We start from the raw sequence: 24700 nt of genomic DNA, 5'->3' as shown, positions 1-24700 counted from the left end.
CTGCGTGCGCTGCATCCAACAAGAGAGACAAGCAGATGAAAATCACCAAACTCACCACCTTCATCGTCCCGCCGCGCTGGTGCTTCCTCAAGGTCGAAACCGACGAGGGCGTGACCGGTTGGGGCGAGCCCGTGGTCGAGGGCCGCGCCCATACGGTCGCCGCAGCGGTTGAGGAATTGTCCGACTACCTGATCGGCAAGGACCCACGCAACATTGAAGACATCTGGACCGTGCTGTACCGCGGCGGCTTCTACCGGGGCGGCGCAATCCATATGAGCGCACTGGCCGGCATCGACCAGGCGCTTTGGGACATCAAGGGCAAGGCCCTCGGTGTGTCGGTCAGCGATCTGCTTGGTGGTCAGGTGCGCGACAAGATCCGCGTGTATTCGTGGATCGGCGGCGACCGTCCGGCGGACACCGCGCGGGCGGCGAAAGAGGCGGTGGGCCGTGGTTTCACCGCGGTGAAAATGAACGGCACGGAAGAACTGCAATTTCTCGATACCTTCGAGAAAGTCGATCTGGCGCTGGCCAACGTCGCCGCCGTGCGTGATGCGGTCGGGCCGAACGTCGGCATCGGCGTCGACTTCCATGGCCGGGTGCACAAACCCATGGCCAAGGTGCTGATGAAGGAACTTGATCCGTACAAACTGATGTTCATCGAAGAGCCGGTGCTCAGCGAAAACTACGAAGCGCTGAAAGAATTGGCGCCGCTGACCAGCACACCCATTGCCCTCGGTGAGCGACTGTTTTCGCGGTGGGACTTCAAACGTGTGTTGAGCGAAGGTTACGTCGACATCATCCAGCCGGATGCGTCCCACGCCGGCGGCATCACCGAGACCCGCAAGATCGCCAACATGGCCGAAGCCTACGACGTGGCGCTGGCGCTGCATTGCCCGCTGGGGCCGATCGCGCTGGCGGCGTGTCTGCAACTGGACGCCGCTTGTTACAACGCGTTCATTCAGGAGCAGAGCCTGGGCATCCATTACAACGAGAGCAATGACCTGCTCGATTATGTGAAGGATCCACGGGTGTTCGACTACGACAAAGGCTTCGTGAAGATCCCGAACGGCCCGGGGCTGGGGATCGAGATCAACGAGGAGTACGTGATCGAACGTGCGGCGGTCGGCCATCGCTGGCGCAACCCGATCTGGCGGCATGCCGATGGCAGTTTTGCCGAGTGGTGAGTCGCTGACCCACCTGCATCCCCCCGTGGGAGCGAGCCTGCTCGCGAATGCTATGTCACATCCGACTTCAATGTGACTGATCCGGCACTTTCGCGAGCAGGCTCGCTCCCACCGGTTTGATCTCCAGGATGGGAGATTTGCATCAATGACCTCAAATAAACACAAGAAGAGGCGCTCCCCATGCAACCGCAAACCCTCACCGGGCAAGCGACGTCAGTCGCGCCCAGCCGCAAGCGGTTTTTCATCATGGTGTTGCTGTTCATCACCGTGGTCATCAACTATCTCGATCGCAGCAACCTGTCGATTGCCGCCCCGGCACTTACCACTGAACTGGGCATCGACCCGGTGCACGTCGGGCTGGTCTTTTCCGCGTTCGGCTGGACCTACGCCGCCATGCAGATCCCCGGCGGCTGGCTGGTGGACCGGGTGCCGCCGCGCATCCTTTACAGCGCCGCGCTGCTGTTGTGGTCGCTGGCCACGGTGATGCTCGGTTTCGCCGCCAGTTTCATCGCGCTGTTCGTGCTGCGCATGGCGGTCGGTGCGCTGGAAGCGCCGGCATATCCGATCAACAGCCGCGTAGTGACCACCTGGTTCCCCGAGCGTGAGCGGGCCACGGCCATCGGTTTCTACACCTCCGGGCAGTTTGTCGGGCTGGCGTTCCTGACCCCGGTGCTGGCGTGGCTGCAACATGAATTTGGCTGGCACATGGTGTTTGTCGTGACCGGTGCGGTGGGCATTGTCTGGGCGGCGATCTGGTACGCGGTGTATCGCGAGCCACGGGATTTCAAAGGTGCCAACGAAGGCGAAATCGACCTGATCCGTGAGGGCGGCGGGCTGGTGGATATCGCCGTCGAAACCGCCAAAGTAAAGGCGACATTCAGCTGGACCGATCTCGGCATCGTCCTCAGCAAGCGCAAGTTGTGGGGGATCTATCTCGGCCAGTTCTGCCTGAACTCGACGCTGTGGTTTTTCCTGACGTGGTTCCCGACTTACCTGGTGAAATATCGCGGCATGGACTTCATCAAGTCCGGCCTGCTGGCATCGCTGCCGTTTCTCGCCGCGTTCATCGGCGTGCTGTGCTCCGGGTTCTTTTCCGACTTACTCATCCGTCGTGGCTGCACCGTCGGTTTTGCGCGCAAGTTGCCGATCATTGGCGGGTTGCTGATTTCCACCTCGATCATCGGCGCCAACTTCGTCGAGTCGACACCGCTGGTGATTGCTTTCCTGGCCCTGGCGTTCTTCGGCAACGGTCTGGCGTCGATTACCTGGTCACTGGTCTCGACCCTGGCACCGGCGCGGTTGCTGGGCTTGACCGGCGGAGTGTTCAACTTCATCGGCAACCTGTCGGCGATTGCCACGCCGATTGTCATCGGCTTTCTGGCCAGTGGCGATTCGTTCGCACCGGCCATTACCTACATCGCGATTCTGGCCCTGATCGGAGCCTTGTCCTATGTGTTGCTGGTGGGCAAGGTCGAGCGCATCGAGTTGTAGTCGTCCCTGTCGGGCGACCATAATGCCGCCCGTTCCCTCGCTCAACGCTAAAGGCTGGATATGCAGGAAGACGCCCCGAAAAATGCCAAGGACGCCGCGCCGACCGGCACCCAGACACTGCTTCGCGGGCTGGGGGTGGTGCAGGCCGTCGCCAGTGGCGCCCGCGATCTCAAAGAGATTGCCCGCCTGATCGGCACCACGCGCAGCACCACCCATCGTCTGGCCAGTTGTCTGGTGGATGAGCGCTACCTGCGTGTGGTGCCGCAAGTCGGTTATCTGCTGGGGCCGAAACTGATCGAACTGGGTTTCCAGGCGCGTGAAGAGTTGCCGCTGGCGACATTGGCCGGGCCGTATCTGGACGAGTTGTCAGCGTTGACCGGTGACACCGTTCACCTGGGGATCCGCGAAGGCGACGAAGTGCTTTATCTGTTGAAGAACCCGGGGCGCAACGGCCCGGAAATGCGCTCGCGGGTCGGCCACCGCATGCCGCTGGCGCGGACCGGAATCGGCAAGGCCCTGATGCTCGATGACGCGCCGCAGGATTGGCAGCGTCTGTACGACATCAGTCTGCCGGCGGGCGGGAAAAGTCAGTTCTGGCCGCAGCATCCCCAGCAGTCGTGGGAGCAGCTCGAACAGCGGATGGTGGAATACGTGGCCGGTGGCTATGCATTCGATCTGGAAGACAACGAGCCGTCGATCCGCTGCGTGGCGGCACCGATCCGCGACGCGAGCAAGCGCATCGTCGCAGCGATCAGCATCGCCAGCACCGTGCCGTACATGCCGCTGGAGAAGATGGCCGAGCTGATTCCCCTGATCAAAGGGGTCACGGCCCGGCTCTCGGCAGAACTTGGTTTAAAAGTGCAGGTTTGAAGGTTTAGAGCTTCAGGGTCGCCATATCGATCACAAAGCGATACTTCACGTCACCGGCGATCATGCGGGCGTAGGCTTCGTTGATCTGGCGGATATCGAGCATTTCGATGTCGCAGCGGATGTTGTGCTCGGCGCAGAAATCCAGCACTTCCTGGGTTTCGGCGACGCCGCCGATCAACGAACCGGCCAGCACCCGGCGACCCAGCACCAGTCTGGCGGCGTGGACCGGCGGATCGATCGGTTCGATCAGGCCCACCAGAATGTGCACGCCGTCGAAGCGCAGGGTGTCGAGGTAGGGGTTGAGATCGTGCTGCACCGGAATGGTGTCCAGCAGGAAATCGAAGCGACCGGCCGCAGCTTTCATCTGCTCTTCGTCGGTGGAGACGATCACATGATCGGCGCCCTGGCGACGACCTTCCTCGGCCTTGCTTGCCGAGCGGGTGAACAGCGTCACTTCGGCGCCCATGGCTTTGGCGAACTTGATGCCCATGTGGCCGAGGCCGCCCATGCCGAGAATCCCGACCTTGTCGCCGGCCTTCACGCCGTAGTGCTTGAGCGGCGAGTAAGTGGTGATGCCCGCGCAGAGAATCGGCGCGGCAGTCGCCGGTTCCAGTTTCTCGGGGATGCGCACCACGAAGTGTTCGCTGACCACGATGCTGTCCGAATAGCCGCCCATGGTGTTGCTGCCGTCGACCCGGTCCGGCGTGGCATAGGTCATGGTCGGGCCTTCGAGGCAGTATTGCTCCAGGTTCGACTGGCAGGCTTCGCAGGTGCGGCAGGAGTCGACCATGCAGCCGACACCCACCAGGTCGCCTACTTTGTGCTTGGTGACATTCGCACCGACGGCGGTGACTTTTCCGACGATCTCGTGACCGGGCATCAACGGGTATACGGCGATGCCCCATTCGTTGCGGGCCTGGTGGATGTCGGAATGGCAGACACCGCAGTACAGAATGTCGATGGCGACGTCGTCGACCCGAGGGCTGCGGCGTTCGAACCTCATCGGGGCGAGGGGAGTGGTGGCCGTTTGAGCGGCATAACCGATGGCGGTGTACATGAGCAACCTCGCAAAACAGTGACAAATGAGGCGGCGCATTCTGGGCGCCGTCCGCTGGTCCGGCCATGGCGAATCCTCCGGGTGTCATGCCTAATCCTCCGGCATGCGGGGTGGATCGGCCGCATTGGCAGAAGGATCTGCGATGATGTTTTTGTCCCTTTTTCCGCGTTTTTTTCTGTAGAGCCAGCCGATGCAATTGACCCGTCATCTTGATGCCAACGCCACCCTGGTTTCGCTGATCGAACCGCTGGCGCTGCGCGATGGTTACAGCCAGACCGGGCTGCCGGGCGTGCAGGTGCTGCGCGCCAGTTGCGACGTCGCCCGTGGCCCGCACATTTACGAACCGAGCCTGATGATCATCGCCCAGGGCAGCAAACTGGCGTACCTGGGGCCACGCACCATGGAATACGGCGCGGGGCATTACCTGATCCAGGCGCTGCCGGTGCCATTCGAATGCGAAACCTATGCTTTGCCGGACGCACCGTTGCTCGGGGTGTCGGTAGCGATCGACCGGGTACTGCTCGGGGAGCTGGTACTGGCCATGGGGCTGGCGCCGGGACGCCATATTCCGGCCCAGACACCGGAGTCGATGACGTCGGTGGTACTCGACGATGACATGCGCGGTTGCGTCGAACGCTTGTTGCGTTGTCTGCATGATCCGCTGGAGTGCCAGATTCTCGGACCGGCGCGTGTTCGAGAGTTATTGTTCGTGGCGTTGCGCGGTCCCCAGGCTGATGTGCTGCGGGCGTTGGTCGAACAGCAGGGGCAGTTTGCGCGGGTGGCAGCGTCGATCAGTCATCTGCATGCGCACTACACCGAGCCGTTGAACGTCGAGACGCTGGCCGGGTGCGCGAACATGAGCGTTTCAACCTTTCACGAGCACTTCAAACGCAGCACGTTGCTGTCGCCGGTGCAGTACCTGAAGCGATTGCGCTTGTTGAAAGCGCAGACGCTGCTGATTGCCGAGGGGCTTGGGGTGGCGCAGGTGGCGCATCGAGTGGGGTATCAAAGCACATCGCAGTTCAGCCGTGAGTACAAACGCTATTTCGAGCGCAGTCCGGGGGATGAGCGCGCGGCCTGATCCGCAGGCAACAAAAAGGCCCCCATACAGGGAGCCTTGATGTTCAGCGGATCGACTTACATGTTTGGATAGGTCGGGCCGCCGGCGCCTTCCGGCGTCACCCAGGTGATGTTCTGCGAAGGGTCCTTGATGTCACAGGTCTTGCAGTGCACGCAGTTCTGGGCGTTGATCTGGAAGCGTTTCTCGCCGTCTTCCTGGGTGATCACTTCATACACGCCGGCCGGGCAGTAGCGCTGCGCCGGTTCGTCGTACATCGGCAGGTTGCGGCTCAGCGGGATGCTCGGGTCGGTCAGTTTCAGGTGGCACGGCTGTTCTTCTTCGTGGTTGGTACCGGAGATGAACACCGAGCTCAGCTTGTCGAAGCTGATCTTGCCGTCGGGTTTCGGATAGTCGATCTTCTTGCAGTCGGCCGCGAGCTTGAGGCAGGCGTAGTCCGGCTTGGTGTCGTGCAGGGTGAACGGCAGTTTGCCGCCGAAGATGTTCTGGTCCAGCCAGTTGAAGCCGCCGCCGACGATGGCGCCGAACTTGTGGATCGCCGGGCCGAAGTTGCGGCTGGCGAACAGTTCTTCGTAGAGCCAGCTCTTCTTGAAGGCGTCGACGTAGGTGGTCAGCTCTTCGGTGCCGTCCTTGTCGGCGAACAGCGCATCGGCCACGGATTCGGCGGCGAGCATGCCGGACTTCATCGCGGTGTGGCTGCCCTTGATCTTGGCGAAGTTCAGGGTGCCGAGGTCGCAACCGATCAGCGCGCCGCCCTTGAACACCATTTTCGGCAGCGAGTTCAGGCCGCCCTTGCAGATGGCGCGTGCACCGTAGCTGACGCGCTTGCCGCCTTCCAGGTACTGCTTGAGCACCGGATGATGCTTGAGGCGCTGGAATTCGTCGAATGGCGACAGGTAAGTGTTGCTGTAGGACAGATCGACGATCAGGCCGACGACAACCTGGTTGTTTTCCAGGTGATAGAGGAACGAGCCGCCGGTGTTCTCGGTGCCCATGATGTCCAGCGGCCAACCGGCGGTGTGCACCACCAGGCCTGGCTGGTGTTTGGCCGGGTCGATTTCCCAGATTTCTTTCAGGCCGATGCCATAGTGTTGGGCGTCGGCATCGCTGTCGAGGTTGTAGCGCTTGATCAGTTGCTTGCCGATGTGGCCACGGCAGCCCTCGGCGAACAGCGTGTATTTGCCACGCAGTTCCATGCCAGGGGTGTACAGGCCTTCCTTCGGGTTGCCCTCGCGGTCGACACCGAGGTCGCCGGTGATGATCCCGCGCACGATGCCGTTTTCATCGATCAGCGCTTCCTGAGCGGCGAAGCCCGGGTAGATTTCCACGCCCAGATTCTCGGCCTGCTGGGCCAGCCAGCGGCACAGGTTACCGAGGGAAATAATGTAGTTGCCTTCGTTGTGCATGGTCTTGGGCACAAAGAAGTCAGGAATCTTCTGCGCGCTTTCGGCGTTTTTCAGCACGAAAATGTCATCGCGGGTGACGGGCGTGTTCAGCGGCGCGCCGAGTTCTTTCCAGTCCGGGAACAGTTCGTTCAGGGCCCGTGGTTCGAATACGGCACCGGACAGGATGTGCGCGCCGACTTCGGAGCCTTTTTCGACCACGCAGACGCTGATTTCCTTACCGGCTTCGGCGGCCTTCTGCTTCAGACGGCAGGCGGCGGACAGGCCAGCGGGGCCGGCACCGACGATGACCACGTCGAATTCCATGTATTCGCGTTCCACAGGCTATCTCCTACTCAAGGCTCAACAGTTTTTTTTCTAATTTGGAGGTTCGGTGTCGTATCCGTTATTGCCTTTACGTTAACGTCAAGGGTAATAATGGGCAAACCACCTTTCTCTCTAGGCGGCGCATTATATCTACACCACTCTTAGCGTCCAATACAAACGTTTGTTTGAATTGGCTCTAGCCCAGAGAAATCAAAGAAGCGCGGCTTATGACAGGGCATTTTGGCGTATTGACCAGAATGGGCGTTCCGGTCAAGATACGGTCGGTTTTGCGCTCGCCGTAGGCTGAATGGTGGTTTCAAGAGCACCTCTAAAGACAGGGCGAAGGCGGTATCCGGTGATGCGCAGCGCAGGTTCGGCGCGCAGTTTACACACCGCGAAGCGGCATGACTTGTCAGTCACGACTGACGAACGGTCACCCCGCTCGGCCGGCGTTTTTGGAGGTGCCCTTGTGCCCGATGAGCATCAACCGCCAGGTTCGCCTAGGCGACTTTCTTTTCACCGGAGAGTAACGAGGAATCCATGAAGGTTCTTGTAGCTGTCAAACGCGTTGTGGATTACAACGTCAAGGTTCGCGTCAAGGCGGACAATTCCGGCGTAGACCTCGCCAACGTCAAGATGTCGATGAACCCTTTCTGCGAAATCGCAGTGGAAGAAGCCGTACGCCTGAAAGAGAAAGGCGTTGCGAGCGAGATCGTCGTCGTCTCCATCGGCCCGTCCACCGCTCAGGAGCAACTGCGTACTGCGCTGGCTCTGGGTGCCGACCGCGCCATCCTCGTCGAATCCGCTGAAGAATTGACTTCCCTGGCCGTGGCCAAGCTGCTCAAGGCCGTGGTCGACAAGGAACAGCCTCAGCTGGTGATCCTGGGCAAACAGGCCATCGACAGCGACAACAACCAGACCGGCCAGATGCTCGCAGCACTGAGCGGCTACGGCCAGGGCACGTTCGCCTCGAAAGTCGAAGTCTCCGGCGACAGCGTTGCCGTGACCCGCGAAATCGACGGCGGTGCGCAGACCGTTTCCCTGAAGCTGCCGGCCATCGTCACCACCGACCTGCGTTTGAACGAGCCGCGCTATGCGTCCCTGCCAAACATCATGAAAGCCAAGAAGAAGCCTCTCGAGACGCTGACTCCGGACGCTTTGGGCGTTTCCACCGCCTCCACCAACAAGACCCTGAAAGTCGAAGCGCCAGCGGCACGCAGCGCGGGCATCAAGGTCAAGTCGGTGGCTGAACTGGTCGAGAAACTGAAAAACGAAGCGAAGGTAATCTGAACATGACTATCTTGGTAATCGCCGAACACGACAACAAGGTGCTGGCCCCGGCCACCCTGAACACCGTGGCTGCCGCCGCCAAAATCGGTGGCGACATCCACGTTCTGGTTGCCGGCCAGGGCGCTGGTGCCGTGGCTGAAGCCGCTGCGAAAATCGCTGGCGTGAGCAAGGTCCTGAACGCTGACAATGCTGCCTACGCGCATCAGCTGCCGGAAAACGTTGCTCCGCTGGCGGCCGAACTGGGCAAGGGCTACAGCCACATCCTGGCTGCCGCCACTTCCAACGGCAAAAACATTCTGCCGCGCGTTGCCGCTCAGCTGGACGTTGACCAGATCTCCGAAATCATCTCGGTAGAAAGCGCCGACACCTTCAAGCGTCCGATCTACGCCGGTAACGCCATCGCTACCGTGCAATCGACCGCTGCGATCAAAGTGATCACCGTACGTGCCACCGGTTTCGATCCGGTTGCAGCAGAAGGTGGTTCGGCTGCCGTTGAATCGGTTGCCGCCGCTCACGACTCCGGCATTTCCAGCTTCGTCAACGAAGAACTGGCCAAGTCCGATCGTCCTGAGCTGACCGCTGCCAAGATCGTCGTTTCCGGCGGCCGCGGCATGCAGAACGGTGACAACTTCAAACACCTGTATGCGCTGGCCGACAAGCTGGGCGCCGCCGTCGGTGCTTCCCGCGCCGCGGTCGACGCAGGTTTCGTACCGAACGACATGCAGGTCGGTCAGACCGGCAAGATCGTTGCGCCACAACTCTACATCGCTGTCGGTATCTCCGGCGCGATCCAGCACCTGGCCGGCATGAAAGACTCCAAAGTGATCGTTGCGATCAACAAGGACGAAGAGGCGCCGATCTTCCAGGTGGCGGACTACGGCCTGGTGGCGGATCTGTTCGAAGCCGTACCTGAGCTGGAGAAGCTGGTCTAATCCGGCAGCTTCACTTATAAAGAGCCCGGCCTTTTGGTCGGGCTTTTTTTTGTTTCGGATTTGAGTGGGAGCGTGTCGCCATGGATCTGCATCGCCGGTTGGGCTTCTCGTTATGGTTGGGACTGGCATTGCTGCCAGGCTTGTCGGTAGCGGCGGGCAAGTGCGAGCGGCTGGTCGTCACCGGCAGCCCGGATGCACCGCCGTATCTCTGGCAGGATCCGCAGAATCCCAAACAGTTGATCGGTGCCAGCGCTGACCTGCTGCAGCAAGTGGCCAAGGACCTGGGCATCAAGGTGGAACTGCTTTATGCCGGCAAACGCTCACAGGCCCTCGATGAGGTTCGCAGTGGGCGCATGGACATGCTGGCCGACGCCCCCCTGAATGTCAGCGAGCTGGAAAATTTCGACTATATCCATCCACCACTGCTGGAAAATGATTATCTGGTGTGGACCCGTAAAGGGTCGACACTCGTCTACAGCGAAGCCAAAGACTTGCATGGACATACCGGAGGCCTGTCGGAAAAGTCTCGAATGACGTCGGCATTCAGCACTTTCGCCGAGCAGCAATTGACTCTCGTACGTACGGCAAACCTGACCCAGGCATTTCAGAAACTTCTGTTGGGCGAGGTGGAATATGTACTCGCCGGACGTTACTCGGGGATGGCAGCCGCCCAGGCATTGGGTATGGCCAGTGATCTGCTGGCCTTTGAACAGCCGATTGACCGGCCAGGTCTGTTCCTGGCGATTTCTCACAACTCCGCCTGCAACGATCCCTGGTTGCGCGGACAGCTGGCCAAAAAGATGACAGAATTGCCCGCGTCCGGCCTGACGGAAACCACGCTGCAACGCAATATCGAGCGCTGGAAGGCGCAGCAGCAACAGGCGCCGCAACAACCTGTCAGTGCCCCAAAACAGTAGGGATTCTCAGTGAGTAACAAACTTCCTTTCGCGGCCCTGGCCGTCCTGGCTCTGGCCGGTTGCGCCAGTGATCCGGCACCCCATGAACAAATGCGTTTGACCGAGCGAGCGCTTGAACAAGCCAAGGCTGTCGGCGCCACTGCTGACGAAGTGCCGGAAATGAAACTGGCCGAAGACAAGTTCAATCGGGCCAAGGGCAGCATGGCCGGCGAATCCTACAAGAATGCGCGGGTGCGCGCCGAACAGGCCGAGCTGGATGCCCGTCTGGCCGAAGCCAAGGTGCTGACACAGAAAAGCGAGGAGCAACTGAACGTGCTCAATGCCCGCATCATCCGTCTGCGCAAGCAACTGGGGGATGCCCAATGAGTCTGACGTCCAACATGTTCGGCGCACTGGTACTCGTCGGTTGCACCAGCCTCTTTGGCTGTGCAGGTCAACACAGCGAGGGCGCCTTGCAGGAGGCCAGTGCTGACTTTCAGAAGGTCAAGGAAGACTCCAATGTGCTGCGAATCGCACCGAAAGACGTGATTCGGGCCGGTGAGTCCCTGGCTCGTGCCGATCGGCTTTCCTCGTACTGGGGAAGCGGTGCGGACGTGGTGCATTATTCCTACCTGAGCCAGCGTTACAGTCAGATCGCCCGGGAACACACCAATCTGGTGCTCAACGAGGAGCGCGCCGCGAAACTGGAGCTCGAGCGCCAACGCCTGCAACTGGCACTTCGCGAATCCAAGCTGTTGAGTGTGCAGCAGCAGGGCAAGTGGCTCGAGGAGCAGATCGTTGCACTGGCGACCACCCAGACGGATCGCGGTCTGGTGATGACGTTGGGTGACGTGCTGTTCGATACCGGTGAAGCCGAACTGAAGAACTCGGCCAATCGCGTGGTCCTGAAGATCGTCCAGTTCCTGCAACTCAATCCAAAACGCGTGGTGCGTATCGAGGGCTACACCGATAGTACCGGCGGCAAGCAGGAAAACCTCAAGCTGTCCCGTGATCGCGCACAATCGGTGGCCGACGTGCTGACAGATCTGGGCATCGACGAAAAACGCATTCAGGTCGAAGGCTATGGCGACGAGTACCCGGTGGACGCCAACGCTTCCGAGCGTGGGCGCGCGCAGAACCGTCGGGTTGAAATCGTCTTCTCCGACGAAAAAGGCCAGCTCGGCGCCGCCCGCTGAGGCTGGCGTTACTGGAAAGCCCGGGCTGTCCTGCAGCGCCGGGCTTTTTTACGTCTGTCGATTGCCTCACAAAGCAGTACAGATTTAACCGACACTGCACTGTATGGTTGACTAATATGGCAACTGTCCCAGTACACTTCAAAACTGTTCCGGTATTGTTTCACACAAGAATAAAACGCCCGTGAAATCGAGTGCTGCGTCATGACCAATCTCTTGCTCTACCAACGTATTGCTCAACAGCTGGCCGAAGACATCCGACGTGGTGTCTATCAACCCGGCGAGCGCGTACCCTCGGTACGCAAGATGAGTTCGCAGCTCAATGTCAGCCATGCGACGGTGTTGCAGGCTTACGCCAATCTTGAAGATCAGGGGCTGATCCGTGCGCGGCCGCAGTCCGGTTATTACGTGCACCAGACACCGGCGCTGACCGCACCGACCCCGGACATTGCCCGGGTCGAACGGCCAGGCCTGGTTACCCGCGCCAGCATCATCCAGCAGGTGTTGGTCGAGTCGCGTCGCGAAGGCGTGTTCCCGCTGGGCGCAGCTGTACCGAGCGTCGATTACTTGCCGGTGCGTGCGCTGCATCAGCAATTGGCCAAGGTCACCCGATTCCATAGCCCGCGCGCTTTCAGCTACATGTTCAGTCCCGGCTTCGAGCCATTGCGCCGACAAGTGGCGATCCGCATGCGCGACGCCGGGGTTGTGGTCGATCCGTCGGAAGTGGTGATCACCCACGGTTGTGTCGATGCCCTGCAGATGTCATTGCGGGTGCTGACGCGCCCGGGCGACCTGATCGCCGCCGAATCGCCGACTTATTACGGCCTCTTGCAACTGGCCGACCTGCTGGGCCTGAAAGTCATCGAAATCCCCAGCGACCCGGCCACCGGCATGAGCCTGGAAGCTCTTCAACTGGCGGCCAATCAGTGGTCGATCAAAGCCCTGGTGTTGACGACCCGGCTGAGCAATCCGCTGGGCGGCACCATGCCTGAAGACCGACAGAAACAGTTGCTGCGTCTCGCATCGGATTTCGATATCCAGATCGTCGAAGACGACATCTATGGCGAGCTGATGTTCGAGCAGGGACGCACCAAAGCGCTCAAGGCCTATGACCGGCTGGATCGGGTCATTTACTGTTCGAGCTTCTCCAAGACATTGTCGCCGGGTGTGCGCGTCGGCTGGATGATTGCAGGTAAATATCAGCAGGAGATACAGCGTCTGCAGACCTTCACCACGCATTCGGCCTGCAGTGTCACGCAAATGGCGATTGCCGCTTATCTGGAAAATGGCGGTTATGACCGGCATTTACGGTACATACGCCAGGAATATCGAAAAAACCTCAGCGCGTTCCAGCTGGCGGTGCAGCAGTACTTCCCTGAAGGCACGCAAATGACCCGGCCCACGGGCGGTTTCATCCTGTGGGTGAGTCTGCCGGGACGGGTCAACACCCAGGAGTTGCATGTCCGCGCGTTGCAGCAGGGCATCAGCATCGCGCCGGGTCTGATCTTCAGTAATACCGAGCAGTTCAACCACTGTATTCGCCTGAACTGCGGCACTCCGTGGAATCGCGAGGCGGAACGGGCGCTGATGACGCTCGGTCTGCTGGCGACTCAACTGTGTCAGGAAATGGCCGGCGGTTTCTGAAGGGACGGCGTGGAGCGCTTGTCATGAGGCGTTCAACAGGCGAGCATATGGCCCTCTGCCGCTTGTGTCGTAGGTTCCATGAAAGCGATTTTTCCTGCCGCCTGGGTTTTGCTGGGTCTGTTGATGATCGGACAGGCGCCCGCTGCCATGGCCGCTGCCGTTTCGGAAAAACCGACAGCCACATCCACGGTGAAAAAGCCGGTGTCCAGCAAGAAAGCGGTGCCTGCGAAAGATAAGCAGGCAAAGAAAGCCGCCCCGGCGAAGAACCGTGCTCCAATCGCTTCCAAGTCGAAATCGGCCAGTGAAGTGGCGAAGAAGCCGTTGCCACCGGCCAGACTCGACCTCAGCCTGCCCCGGGAAATGGTCCAGCAATTGAAACCTGCGGGCGCGGTGCCATTGCCTCGGCATGATGCGATTCTTCCGCAGATGTTCGGTGAAAAGAGCAGCGGGTTTCAGCTTAACGGTCGACTGCTGAGCAACGAAATGCAGTTGCAGCTGCGTAACGATGAACGTCGAGACGTCGAAGGCGCCGCGCTGGACTTCGAATTCAAGCAGTAAATTCAATCCGGGCGTGACCCCCAGACCAGACGCTTTGTCGGAGACTGGTCAGTCACTTTCGTTTCTGCGTAAAAACCCCGGTCAAGGGAATTTGAAACAACCGTTTTAGCGGTTACCCTGTCCGCGTCCCTTTGACACATTGCCCGTCGCGAGGAATTCGTTGTCATGAAATGCCGTGAAGGCTGTGGTGCCTGTTGCATTGCCCCTTCGATCAGTTCGCCGATTCCGGGCATGCCCGAGGGCAAACCCGCCGGTGAACGTTGCGTTCAGCTCTCGGTCGAAAACCTGTGCAGCATTTTCGGCCAGCCGGAACGTCCCGCAGTCTGCTCCGGATTCCAGGCGGATGTCGAAGTCTGCGGAAGCAGCCAGGAAGAGGCGATCAGGCTGATTGGCTGGTGGGAGCAGATGACCGCGGCGTGATGTGTCAAACGTACGGAACTTCAACAATAAGGAATAAGACTATGGGTTCGCTGCATCGTATCGCTGTGTTGTGTGGTTTGACTGCCGTGCTGGCTACTTCGGCAGCGCAGGCGGAAGACTGGAAAGTGGCCAAGAACGAAGATGGCATCAAGGTTTCCCTGAGCGAGGTGCCGGGCTCGGATTACAAGTCGTATCAAGGCGTGACCTTGATGAAAACCACCGTCGCCAAACTGCGCGCACTGCAAGAAGACGTGTCCGGTGCCTGTGCCTGGATTCACGAATGCAAGACCCAGAAATTGCTCAAGCACGAAGGTGACCAGAGCTGGACTTACACCCAGTTCAATACGCCATGGCCGGTGACCCCGCGCGATTCGATTCTGCATGTCACCACCGTTGAAGGCGCCGATGGCAGCCTGACCCGCAATCTGGAAGGCGTGCCGAAATACCTGCCGGAAGAAAAAGGCTTTGTGCGTGTAGCTCAGGTCAAAGGCTTCTGGAAGTTCGTGCCAAAAGGCGATCAGGTTGAAGTGACCTATCAGGTCCACACCGAGCCGGGCGGTAGCGTTCCATCGATGATCGCCAACAAGTTCGTGGTCGATGCACCGTTCAACACCTTGAAAGCCCTGAAAGAACGCGCCGAGAAGTAAGCGCCGCGTGCTCTGCAAACGCCCCGAAGAACTCGGGGCGTTTTGTTTTGTAGCGATATTGTGTTTCCGGATATGCGTTGAACGAAATTTTCACAAAGTCTTCAAGACAATTCGCCCGCGCAATTTATATCTGTCCGGGAATGCCGTGCCTTTAATGAAAGAGTACGGCAGCGGGGCAGTAATCAATGGCAATGCCGCCGGTGATCGTGCAACATTTGCGCACCGCGCAAGCCCCGGGGCCTGGAATGGCCAACAGAGGGCAGGGCGCCGCTGTATTTTTTGCAACTTCAACTTCCAATGGGTCCTAAAACGACATGGCAAACCCGGACGCCCTGAATCAGCAGCGATCTTCCAGTCGCCTGCTGCAACCGACCGTCAAATCGCATCTGGCCTACACGCTCTTGTGCGCGCTGGTCATGATGGTGATGTTTTCCGTGCTGCGCCTCGCGCTGCTGGTCTACAACCGCGAGATGATCCTCGACACCCCGGCTTCGACTTTCCTCGAAGCCTTCGCCAACGGCCTGCGTTTCGACCTGCGCCTGGTGGTCTACCTCTGCGTTCCGATGGTGCTGGCCCTGTTCAGTGCCCGGGCCATGGCCGCACGCGGTTTTTTCCGCCTGTGGCTGACCATTACATCGAGCATCGCGCTGTTCCTCGGCCTGATGGAGATGGACTTCTACCGTGAGTTCCACCAGCGCCTCAACGGCCTGGTGTTCCAGTACGTGAAGGAAGACCCGAAAACCGTGATGAGCATGCTCTGGTACGGTTTCCCGGTGGTGCGTTATCTGCTCGCCTGGGCTGTGGGTACGCTGATCCTGACCCTCGCGTTCAAGGGCGCCGACCGTCTGACTCGTCCGCGTGGCCCGTTCAGCGGTGGCAATGTCGGCACCCGTCAGGTGGCGCCATGGTATGCACGTCTGGCGGTGTTCGTGGTGTGCCTGCTGATCTGCGTGGTCGCCGTGCGCGGCACCCTGCGTCAGGGCCCGCCGTTGCGCTGGGGTGACGTGTACACGACCGAATCGAACTTCGCCAACCAGCTCGGACTCAATGGCACGCTGTCGCTGATCGCGGCGGCCAAGGACCGCATGGGCGAAGACCGCAACAACATCTGGAAAGCCACGCTGCCGCAGGATCAGGCGCAGAAGGTGGTGCGCGACATGCTGGTGATGCCGGACGACAAGCTGGTCGACAGCGACATCGCCGCCGTGCGACGCGACTACACACCGCCGGCCGACAAGACCCTGCCGATCAAGAACGTTGTCGTGATCCTCATGGAAAGCATGGCCGGCCACTCGGTGGGCGCGCTGGGCGCACCGGGCAACATCACGCCGAACCTCGACAAACTGTCGAAGGAAGGCCTGCTGTTCGATCGCTTCTTCTCCAACGGCACCCATACCCACCAGGGCATGTTCGCCACCATGGCCTGCTTCCCGAACCTGCCGGGTTTCGAGTACCTGATGCAGACCCCGGAAGGCAGCCACAAACTGTCCGGCCTGCCGCAGCTGCTCAGTGCGCGCAAGTATGACGACGTCTACGTCTACAACGGTGACTTCGCCTGGGACAACCAGTCCGGTTTCTTCAGCAACCAGGGCATGACCAACTTCGTCGGCCGCAATGACTTCGTCAACCCGGTGTTCTCCGATCCGACCTGGGGTGTATCCGACCAGGACATGTTCGACCGTGGTCTGGTGGAGTTGAAGGCGCGGGAAAACGGCAAGCCGTTCTACGCATTGTTGCAGACCCTGTCCAACCACACGCCTTACGCCCTGCCGACGCCATTGCCGGTGGAGCGCGTGACCGACCGCGGCACGCTCAACGAGCACCTGACCGCCATGCGTTATGCAGACTGGGCGCTGGGTCAGTTCTTCGAGAAGGCCCGCAAGGAGCCTTACTTCAAGGAAACCCTGTTCGTCATCGTCGGCGACCATGGTTTTGGCAACGAACGCCAGATCACCGAAATGGACCTGGGCCGCTTCAACGTACCGATGCTGATGATCGCGCCGGGCATCCAGGAAAAATTCGGTACCCGTGACCATACCGTGGGCACCCAGATCGACATCGTGCCGACCATCATGGGGCGTCTGGGTGGCGAAGTGCGTCATCAATGCTGGGGGCGTGACCTGCTGAACCTGCCGGCAGGCGACACCGGTTTCGGTGTGATCAAGCCGTCGGGCAGCGAGCAGACCACTGCGATCGTGACTGCCGACCAGATTCTGGTGCTGCCGAAAGAGAAGGAAATGGCACCGAAGATGTACCAGTACCAACTGGGCGCGAATCCTTCTGCGGAAATCATTCCGGACGCGCCGCGTACTGCGGAGTTGAAACTCAAGCTTGAAGCGTTCCTGCAGACGGCGACCAAGAGTCTGCTCGACAACACCGCCGGTGTGATCAACGGCAAGCCGGACTGATCATTCGGCGCAATAAAAAGAGGCCCTTTTCAGGGCCTCTTTTTTTGTCGGTCAAAACGTCATATCCGACCGAGTAACAACAACACCAACAGTACAACCAGCACTACACCGATAATGCCCGAAGGACCGTAACCCCAACTTCTGGAGTGTGGAAAGACCGGCAGACCACCGATCAGCAACAGGATCAGGATAATGATAAGAATTGTGCCCATGTCGATTTCCTTGTTGATAGTGGCTCAAGAGTCTTGAACTTCAAGGGCGGCTGGAAGTTGCAATGAATCCAGACGGCTTACAGATTCCGACTGGCGCGGATGAAAGAAAATTCAAAGTTTTTTCAGTGCATTTGGTTCGCGGTCTTATTTCGTTCGATGTCGCAGTTTGAACCGGCCATTCAGCAATCTGATTGAGCGTGGGTCACTCCGCTTCCTTCGCTACACTGCGCGCATCTTCCCCGGAACAACAAGGCTGTTTGCTATGCAAAATCGCATGATGATCACTGGCGCGGGCTCCGGTCTGGGTCGCGAAATCGCGCTGCGCTGGGCGCGTGAAGGCTGGCGGCTGGCGTTGTCCGATGTCAGCGAGCCCGGTTTGCAGGAGACGCTGAAACTCGTTCGCGAAGCGGGCGGTGATGGTTTCGTCCAGCGCTGCGACGTGCGTGACTACAGCCAGCTCACTGCGTTTGCTCAGGCTTGTGAAGAGAAGCTCGGCGGCATCGACATTATCGTCAACAACGCCGGTGTGGCCTCGGGAGGCTTCTTCAGCGAGCTGTCGCTGGAGGACTGGGACTGGCAGATCGCGATCAATCTGATGGGCGTGGTCAAGGGCTGCAAAGCGTTCCTGCCGCTGCTGGAACAGAGCAAGGGCAAGATCATCAACATCGCCTCGATGGCGGCGTTGATGCAGGGCCCGGCAATGAGCAACTACAACGTGGCCAAGGCCGGTGTGGTGGCCTTGTCCGAAAGTCTGCTGGTCGAGCTGGCTCAACAGGAAGTTGGCGTGCATGTGGTCTGCCCGTCGTTCTTCCAGACCAATCTGCTGGATTCGTTCCGTGGCCCGACACCGGCCATGAAAGCGCAGGTCGGCAAGTTGCTGGAAAGCTCGCCGATCACCGCTGCCGATATTGCCGACTACATCTACCGGCAAGTAGCGGCCGGCGAATTCATGATCCTGCCCCACGAGCAAGGGCGCATGGCCTGGGCGATCAAACAGCAGAACCCGCAACTGTTGTACAAGGAAATGACCTCGATGGCAGAGAAGATGCGAGCCAAGGCCAGACAGAGCAATGGCTGAACTTGCAGCGCTGGAGCCCGGTCGTTAGGGTGACCGCCAAAGTTCCCCATGACGAGTCATCTGCATGCTCAACTACTTGTGGTTTTTCCTCGCCGCGCTATTTGAAATCGCCGGTTGTTTCGCTTTCTGGATGTGGTTACGCCAGGGCAAAAGTGCCTTTTGGGTGATCCCGGCGCTGATCAGCCTGACGCTGTTTGCGTTGTTGTTGACCAGGGTCGAAGCCGCGTATGCCGGTCGTGCCTATGCCGCCTACGGGGGCATTTACATCATTGCTTCGATTGGCTGGCTGGCGGTGGTCGAGCGGATCAGGCCGCTGGGTTCGGACTGGATCGGTGTCGCGTTGTGCGTGATCGGGGCCAGCGTGATTCTGCTGGGCCCCAGGTTTTCGGCGAGCTGAAACAGGGTTTTGAAGGAAACGTCTGAAGGCCTGTCGCACGCAAGTGCGTAGGGTTTGACTGATTTGCCCGCCACGCATTGTAGGGCGCTCCAAAGCCGCGCATCTTCAAGGCTCGAAAACCTTGAAGGACGCTCTACATGCTTGTACTCAGCCGTGTCGTCGGTGAAATGATTTCCATCGGCGACAACATCACCTTGCGCGTATTGGCGGTCAACGGCTCCAGCGTGCGATTCGGCGTCGAGGCGCCGCAGCAGGTCAATGTGCATCGCGCCGAAGTCTATGAGCGGATTCAGCGCAAACAGGCCAGCGGCAAGGGCCGTTGAACCTCAATCGAAAAGATGCCTGGGCACATCGTGCTTGAGCATCAGCTGACATTGCTCGCTTTGCGGATCGAAAACGATCAGCGCCTGCCCCTTGATCAGAGCCTGGCGAACCCGCAGTACGCGGGTTTCCAGCGGGGTTTCGTCACCGTTGTCGGTACCGTCGCGGGTGACGAAGTCCTCGATCAGTCGGGTAAGGGTGTCGACTTCCAGCGCGTCGTAGGGGATCAGCATGGGCACCTCGGCTAAATCAATGTCCGGATGCTACGGCGAATGATCGCCGAGGGCCAGACTCAACTGTCCGTGCGTTGCCCCACCAGGCTGTCCACCGAGGGCACACGGGTGTCGCTTTCCATTTGTGTCTCGTGCTCGATCTGGTGACTGAAGCGGTCCAGTGACGTGTTGGCCGGTTGCGCATCGCTGGCGAACACCGGCGGGCTCAGGATATACGCGCCCAACAGTCGGCTGAGGGCCGCCAGGCTGTCGATGTGCGTGCGTTCGTAGCCGTGGGTCGCGTCGCAGCCGAAGGCGAGCAGGGCGGTGCGGATGTCGTGGCCGGCGGTCACCGCCGAATGGGCGTCGCTGAAGTAGTAGCGGAACAGGTCGCGGCGCACCGGCAATTCATGCTCACCGGCCAGGCGCAGCAGATGTCGCGACAGGTGATAGTCATAAGGTCCGCCGGAATCCTGCATCGCCACGCTCACCGCGTGTTCGCTGGAGTGCTGGCCGGGCGCGACCGGGGCGATGTCGATGCCGACGAATTCGCTGACGTCCCACGGTAGGGCCGCCGCCGCTCCGCTGCCGGTTTCCTCGGTGATGGTGAACAGCGGATGGCAGTCGATCATCAGTTCCCGACCGCTGTCGACGATGGCTTTCAGTGCGGCGAGCAGTGCCGCGACGCCAGCCTTGTCATCCAGATGACGGGCACTGATATGGCCGCTTTCGGTGAACTCCGGCAGCGGATCGAATGCCACCACATCACCGACGCCGATACCCAGCGAGTCGCAATCGGCGCGGGTCGCGCAGTAGGCATCAAGGCGCAGTTCAACGTGATCCCAACTGATCGGCAGCTCGTCGACGGCGGTGTTGAACGCATGCCCGGAGGCCATCAGCGGCAATACGCTGCCGCGGATCACGCCGTTGTCGGTGAACAGGCTGACACGGCTGCCCTCGGCGAAACGGCTCGACCAGCAGCCGACCGGCGCGAGGGTCAGACGCCCGTTGTCTTTCACGGCGCGTACGGTGGCGCCGATGGTGTCCAGGTGAGCCGAGACTGCACGGTCGGGGCTGTTTTGCTTGCCCTTGAGGGTGGCGCGGATAGTGCCGCGACGGGTCATCTCGAAAGGAATGCCGAGTTCTTCAAGACGCTCGGCGACATAACGCACGATGGTATCGGTGAACCCGGTGGGGCTGGGAATGGCGAGCATTTCCAGCAGGACTTTCTGCAGGTAGTTCAGATCCGGTTCGGGAATGTTCATGAAAACTCCTGTTGCGGGGCGTCATTCCCGCCTGCGGGCGGGAATGACGCCGAAGGACGATCAAACGGCCGGCTGACTGTGCGGAAACAACAGATCCACAAAGCGTTCGGCCGTCGGCTGCGGCTCATGATTGGCCAGGCCGGCCCGTTCGTTGGCTTCGATGAACACGTACTCCGGCTGATCGGCGGCGGGCACCATCAGGTCGAGCCCGACCATCGGAATGTCCAGTGCTCGCGCCGCACGCACGGCGGCATCGACCAGGGTCGGGTGCAGAATCGCCGTGACGTCTTCCAGGGTGCCGCCGGTGTGCAGGTTCGCCGTGCGCCGCACGAACAGATGCTCGCCGGCCGGCAGGATGCTGCTGTAGTCGTAACCCGCCGCGTGCAGGGTGCGTTGGGTTTCGTGATCCAGCGGAATTTTGCTTTCGCCTCCGGTCGCGGCTTGTCGACGCCGGCTCTGCGCCTCGATCAGTGCGCCGATGGAATGATGGCCGTTGCCGATCACCTCGGCCGGTCGGCGGATCGCAGCGGCGACCACTTCGAATCCGATCACCAGAATCCGCAGATCAAGGCCTTCATGGAAGCTTTCGAGCAGCACCCGGCTGTCGAATTGCTTCGCGGTTTCGATGGCCTTCTGCACCTCTTCGATACTTTGCAGATCCACCGCCACGCCCTGACCTTGCTCGCCATCCAGCGGTTTGACGACGATCCGCCGATGCTCATCGAGAAACGCCAGATTATCGTCCGCGTTCGCGGCCAACTGCTGCGACGGCACGTTCAACCCGGCGTTTTTCAGTACCTTGTGGGTCAGGCTTTTGTCCTGGCACAGATTCATGCTGATGGCGCTGGTCAGATCGCTCAGGGATTCGCGGCAGCGCACCCGGCGCCCGCCGTGGCTGAGGGTGAACATTCCGGCGTCGGCATCGTCCACCTGCACATCGATGCCACGTCGATGGGCTTCCTCGACAATGATCCGCGCATAGGGATTGAAATCGGCTTCCGGTCCGGGACCGAGAAACAACGGCTGATTGATACCATTCTTGCGCTTGATGGCGAAGGTCGAGAGATTGCGAAAGCCGAGTTTGGCGTAGAGGTTTTTTGCCTGACGGTTGTCGTGCAACACCGACAGGTCGAGATAGCTCAAGCCGCGGCTCATGAAGTGCTCGACCAGATGTCGCACCAGCACTTCGCCGACGCCGGGACGCGAACATTTCGGGTCGACCGCCAGGCACCACAGGCTGCTGCCGTTCTCCGGGTCGTTGTAGGCCTTGTGATGATTGAGGCCCATGACACTGCCGATCACCGCGCCGCTGTCCTCGTCTTCGGCCAGCCAGTACACCGGTCCACCCTGATGATGCGGGGTGAGCAGAGTGGCGTCGATCGGCAGCATTGCGCGTGCCTGATACAGCTGATTGATCGCCTGCCAGTCTTCTTCGCTTTGTGCGCGACGAATGCGGAAGCCGCGAAACACCCGAGTGGCCTGACGGTAATCGCTGAACCAGAGGCGCAAGGTGTCGGAGGGGTCGAGAAACAGTTGGGTCGGTTCCAGACCGAGTACCTGCTGCGGCGCAGCCACGTATAACGCGATATCGCGCTCGCCCGGTTGTTCGTTGAGCAATTCCTGGGCGAGGCTCGCCGGGTCCGGAAAAGTATGGCCGATCAGCAATCGGCCCCAACCGCAATGCACGGCAATCGGCTCGGCATTCGGTTGGTTGCCATCCTCGGCCAGACGTGCCTGCAAACGTTCGTAGGAGGGCGTCTGACCGCGCAGCAACCGTTGGCTGTACGCCGTATGAGGTTTCATCGATCAGATTCCTTGTTCGCTGAGCCACAGGTTCAGAGCCGCCAGTTGCCAAAGTCTGGAGCCGCGCAGCGGGGTCAACTGGCCATGCGGATCAGTCAGCAGTTTGTCGAGCATGGCGGGGTTGAACAGGCCGCGATCCTGGCTCGGATCCAGCAACAGTTCGCGCACCCAGTTCAGGGTGTCACCCTCCAGGTGCTTGAGGCCGGGCACCGGAAAATAACCTTTCTTGCGGTCGATGACCTCGCTCGGGATGACCTGTCGTGCGGCCTCTTTCAGGACCTGCTTGCCGCCGTCGGGCAGTTTGAACCTGCCCGGAATGCGGGCCGACAACTCCACCAGGCGATAGTCGAGAAACGGCGTGCGCGCTTCCAGGCCCCAGGCCATGGTCATGTTGTCGACGCGTTTGACCGGGTCCTCCACCAGCATCACCGTGCTGTCCAGGCGCAAGGCTTTGTCGACCGCTGCATCGGCGCCGGGTTGTGCGAAATGTGCCTTCACGAAGTCGCCGGCAGCGTCATTGGCCGTCAGCCACTTCGGTTGCACGGTGGCGGCGTAGTCCTCGTAGCTGCGGTCGAAGAACGCTTCACGATAGGCCGCGAACGGATCGGCCGCGCCGTCGACTTGCGGGTACCAGTGGTAACCGGCGAACAGCTCGTCGGCGCCCTGGCCGCTTTGCACCACCTTGCAGTGTCTGGCCACTTCCCGCGACAGCAAATAGAAGGCGATGCAGTCGTGGCTGACCATCGGCTCGCTCATGGCGCGGAACGCGGCAGGCAGTTGCTCGATGATTTCTTTTTCGTCGATACGCAGTTGGTGATGGTGAGTGCCGTAATGCCTGGCGATCAGATCGGAATACTGGAATTCGTCACCACGCTCACCGCCGGCATCCTGGAAACCGATGGAAAAGGTCGACAGGTTTTCCACGCCGACTTCCCGCAGCAGGCCGACGAGCATGCTCGAATCGACACCGCCGGAAAGCAGCACGCCGACATCCACCGCTGCCCGTTGACGGATCGCCACCGCTTCGCGAGTGCTGTCCAGCACGCGGTCGCGCCAGTCCTCCAGGGTCAGGTTTTTCTCGTCGTCCTGTGGGCCATAAGGCAGCGTCCACCAGATTTTCTGCTCGGTGGTGCCGTCCGCTTCAATGCGCATCCAGCTCGCCGGAGGCAGCTTCTCGACACCGGCCAGCAAGGTACGCGGTGCGGGTACCACCGCATGGAAATTCAGGTAATGGTTGAGCGCCACCGGATCGAGGATCGGGTTGATGTCACCGCCCTTGAGCAAAGCCGGCAGCGCCGAGGCAAAACGCAGGCGCTGGCCGGTGCGCGACAGGTACAGCGGCTTCACACCGAGACGGTCGCGGGCGATGAACAGGCGTTTGGTATCGCGTTCCCAGATGGCGAAGGCAAACATGCCGTTGAGTTTGGGCAGCAGTGCTTCGCCCCAGGCGTGATAGCCCTTGAGCAGCACTTCGGTATCGCCGTCGGAGTAGAACGCATAGCCGAGTGCTTCGAGTTCAGCGCGCAGCTCCGGGAAGTTGTAGATCGCGCCATTGAAGGCCAGGGACAGGCCCAGTTGACTGTCGACCATGGGCTGCGCCGAGCCGTCCGACAGGTCCATGATCTTCAGGCGCCGATGGCCCAGGGCAATCGGTCCCTGGGCATGGAAGCCCCAGGCGTCGGGGCCGCGAGGGGCCAGGTGATGGGTGATTCGCTCGATGGCTGCAAGGTCTGCAGGTTGTTGATCAAAACGTAACTCGCCAGCTAATCCGCACATAAAGTCCTTACCGGTTTTTCCGTTGGGGAAGATGTCGCCGTAGCGCGCCGAAAATGGGCGCTACCCAGAAACTGACCCGGTCAAGATGGGGGAGTTTTAGATCGATAAGTTATAAACGCAGTGGCCAGACCGGCGGGTGCCATAGCGCAAAGGTCGTTCTCGGTTGCGGTAAATATTTATATGAAACATGGGAAATGCTGCTGGTTCGATGGGCGGACCGTGCAGTTATTCATGTTTTTCATCCCTGCGCGGTACGGAT

24 protein-coding genes are annotated in these 24700 nt (G+C 60.2%); 17 read left to right on the top strand and 7 right to left on the bottom strand.

The annotated features are described in order from the left end of the window. Positions 1-35 precede the first annotated feature (35 nt). The 3 genes from dgoD to NWV16_RS20425 all read left to right on the top strand — a co-directional run bounded on the left by dgoD (position 36) and on the right by NWV16_RS20425 (position 3545). On the top strand, positions 36-1184 hold the full coding sequence (gene dgoD / locus NWV16_RS20435) for a galactonate dehydratase (protein ID WP_007950849.1): 1149 nt from the start codon (positions 36-38) through the stop codon (positions 1182-1184). Positions 1185-1364: 180 nt separating this feature from the next. Continuing rightward, positions 1365-2675: an MFS transporter gene (locus NWV16_RS20430; RefSeq protein WP_260520527.1), complete on the top strand. Its 1311-nt coding sequence runs from the start codon at positions 1365-1367 to the stop codon at positions 2673-2675. Positions 2676-2735: 60 nt separating this feature from the next. Next, a complete protein-coding gene (locus NWV16_RS20425) occupies positions 2736-3545 on the top strand; it encodes an IclR family transcriptional regulator (RefSeq protein ID WP_065257202.1) in 810 nt (269 codons plus the stop codon). Between the two features lie 4 nt (positions 3546-3549). Here the strand turns inward: NWV16_RS20425 and NWV16_RS20420 are convergent, their stop codons facing one another. Next, complete coding sequence (locus NWV16_RS20420) at positions 3550-4602, bottom strand: NAD(P)-dependent alcohol dehydrogenase (protein WP_260520526.1); 1053 nt, start codon at positions 4600-4602, stop codon at positions 3550-3552. Positions 4603-4792: 190 nt separating this feature from the next. On the opposite strand from NWV16_RS20420, the gene NWV16_RS20415 reads away from it, so the two are divergent. Continuing rightward, positions 4793-5683 (top strand): AraC family transcriptional regulator, encoded by an 891-nt coding sequence (locus NWV16_RS20415; protein ID WP_074688074.1) that lies wholly within the window; start codon positions 4793-4795, stop codon positions 5681-5683. A 56-nt stretch (positions 5684-5739) separates the two neighbouring features. Here the strand turns inward: NWV16_RS20415 and NWV16_RS20410 are convergent, their stop codons facing one another. Then, positions 5740-7404: an electron transfer flavoprotein-ubiquinone oxidoreductase gene (locus NWV16_RS20410; protein WP_065257199.1), complete on the bottom strand. Its 1665-nt coding sequence runs from the start codon at positions 7402-7404 to the stop codon at positions 5740-5742. A 525-nt stretch (positions 7405-7929) separates the two neighbouring features. Here NWV16_RS20410 and NWV16_RS20405 point away from each other — a divergent pair. The 10 genes from NWV16_RS20405 to NWV16_RS20360 all read left to right on the top strand — a co-directional run bounded on the left by NWV16_RS20405 (position 7930) and on the right by NWV16_RS20360 (position 17377). Beyond that, positions 7930-8679 carry an electron transfer flavoprotein subunit beta/FixA family protein gene (locus NWV16_RS20405; RefSeq protein ID WP_065257198.1) on the top strand — a complete coding sequence of 250 codons (750 nt, stop codon included), beginning with the start codon at positions 7930-7932 and terminating at the stop codon, positions 8677-8679. Positions 8680-8681: 2 nt separating this feature from the next. Then, on the top strand, positions 8682-9611 hold the full coding sequence (locus NWV16_RS20400) for an electron transfer flavoprotein subunit alpha/FixB family protein (protein WP_260520525.1): 930 nt from the start codon (positions 8682-8684) through the stop codon (positions 9609-9611). Between the two features lie 80 nt (positions 9612-9691). Next, entirely contained in the window at positions 9692-10528 is an 837-nt protein-coding gene (locus NWV16_RS20395; protein WP_260520524.1) for an ABC transporter substrate-binding protein, read from the top strand. Positions 10529-10564: 36 nt separating this feature from the next. Further along, positions 10565-10894 carry a DUF4398 domain-containing protein gene (locus NWV16_RS20390; RefSeq protein ID WP_409519392.1) on the top strand — a complete coding sequence of 110 codons (330 nt, stop codon included), beginning with the start codon at positions 10565-10567 and terminating at the stop codon, positions 10892-10894. Beyond that, positions 10891-11703 (top strand): OmpA family protein, encoded by an 813-nt coding sequence (locus NWV16_RS20385; protein ID WP_065257195.1) that lies wholly within the window; start codon positions 10891-10893, stop codon positions 11701-11703. Before NWV16_RS20390 ends, NWV16_RS20385 begins: the two co-directional genes overlap by 4 nt. A gap of 201 nt (positions 11704-11904) precedes the next feature. Beyond that, positions 11905-13344: a PLP-dependent aminotransferase family protein gene (locus NWV16_RS20380; protein WP_065257194.1), complete on the top strand. Its 1440-nt coding sequence runs from the start codon at positions 11905-11907 to the stop codon at positions 13342-13344. 78 nt (positions 13345-13422) lie between these two features. Then, positions 13423-13902 carry a translation initiation factor 2 gene (locus tag NWV16_RS20375; protein WP_260520522.1) on the top strand — a complete coding sequence of 160 codons (480 nt, stop codon included), beginning with the start codon at positions 13423-13425 and terminating at the stop codon, positions 13900-13902. A 165-nt stretch (positions 13903-14067) separates the two neighbouring features. Then, on the top strand, positions 14068-14322 hold the full coding sequence (locus NWV16_RS20370) for a YkgJ family cysteine cluster protein (protein WP_260520521.1): 255 nt from the start codon (positions 14068-14070) through the stop codon (positions 14320-14322). A 41-nt stretch (positions 14323-14363) separates the two neighbouring features. Continuing rightward, entirely contained in the window at positions 14364-14969 is a 606-nt protein-coding gene (locus NWV16_RS20365; RefSeq protein ID WP_085710898.1) for an START domain-containing protein, read from the top strand. Positions 14970-15283: 314 nt separating this feature from the next. Beyond that, positions 15284-17377: an LTA synthase family protein gene (locus tag NWV16_RS20360; protein ID WP_065257190.1), complete on the top strand. Its 2094-nt coding sequence runs from the start codon at positions 15284-15286 to the stop codon at positions 17375-17377. Positions 17378-17436: 59 nt separating this feature from the next. Here the strand turns inward: NWV16_RS20360 and NWV16_RS20355 are convergent, their stop codons facing one another. Next, entirely contained in the window at positions 17437-17595 is a 159-nt protein-coding gene (locus tag NWV16_RS20355; protein WP_169432680.1) for a DUF3309 family protein, read from the bottom strand. 256 nt (positions 17596-17851) lie between these two features. Here NWV16_RS20355 and NWV16_RS20350 point away from each other — a divergent pair, with 256 nt between their 5' ends. The 3 genes from NWV16_RS20350 (at position 17852) to csrA (ending at position 19387) form a co-directional block, all read left to right on the top strand. Continuing rightward, positions 17852-18667, top strand: a complete 816-nt coding sequence (locus NWV16_RS20350) for an SDR family oxidoreductase (RefSeq protein WP_260520520.1) — start codon at positions 17852-17854, stop codon at positions 18665-18667. A 64-nt stretch (positions 18668-18731) separates the two neighbouring features. Continuing rightward, the gene (locus NWV16_RS20345; protein ID WP_260520519.1) at positions 18732-19064 is read left to right on the top strand and encodes a YnfA family protein; all 333 of its coding nucleotides are present in this window, start codon (positions 18732-18734) and stop codon (positions 19062-19064) included. 137 nt (positions 19065-19201) lie between these two features. After that, on the top strand, positions 19202-19387 hold the full coding sequence (csrA, locus tag NWV16_RS20340) for a carbon storage regulator CsrA (RefSeq protein ID WP_065257187.1): 186 nt from the start codon (positions 19202-19204) through the stop codon (positions 19385-19387). A gap of 3 nt (positions 19388-19390) precedes the next feature. Here csrA and NWV16_RS20335 read toward each other — a convergent pair whose 3' ends face one another. The 4 genes from NWV16_RS20335 to NWV16_RS20320 are packed head-to-tail and all read right to left on the bottom strand — an operon-like array spanning position 19391 to position 24441. Continuing rightward, positions 19391-19618 carry a YheU family protein gene (locus tag NWV16_RS20335; protein WP_065257186.1) on the bottom strand — a complete coding sequence of 76 codons (228 nt, stop codon included), beginning with the start codon at positions 19616-19618 and terminating at the stop codon, positions 19391-19393. Positions 19619-19677: 59 nt separating this feature from the next. Further along, positions 19678-20862, bottom strand: a complete 1185-nt coding sequence (locus NWV16_RS20330; RefSeq protein ID WP_260520518.1) for an osmoprotectant NAGGN system M42 family peptidase — start codon at positions 20860-20862, stop codon at positions 19678-19680. 60 nt (positions 20863-20922) lie between these two features. Next, on the bottom strand, positions 20923-22665 hold the full coding sequence (gene ngg / locus NWV16_RS20325) for an N-acetylglutaminylglutamine synthetase (protein WP_260520517.1): 1743 nt from the start codon (positions 22663-22665) through the stop codon (positions 20923-20925). A 3-nt stretch (positions 22666-22668) separates the two neighbouring features. Continuing rightward, entirely contained in the window at positions 22669-24441 is a 1773-nt protein-coding gene (locus tag NWV16_RS20320) for an N-acetylglutaminylglutamine amidotransferase (RefSeq protein WP_260520516.1), read from the bottom strand. Positions 24442-24700 lie beyond the last annotated feature (259 nt).

The organism is Pseudomonas sp. BW7P1, from assembly GCF_024981055.1.
GTDB classification, from domain to species: Bacteria; Pseudomonadota; Gammaproteobacteria; order Pseudomonadales; family Pseudomonadaceae; genus Aquipseudomonas; species Aquipseudomonas bananamidigenes.
Note: the sequence above shows the minus strand (reverse complement) of the source record. Positions and strands in the feature narration are given on the sequence as shown.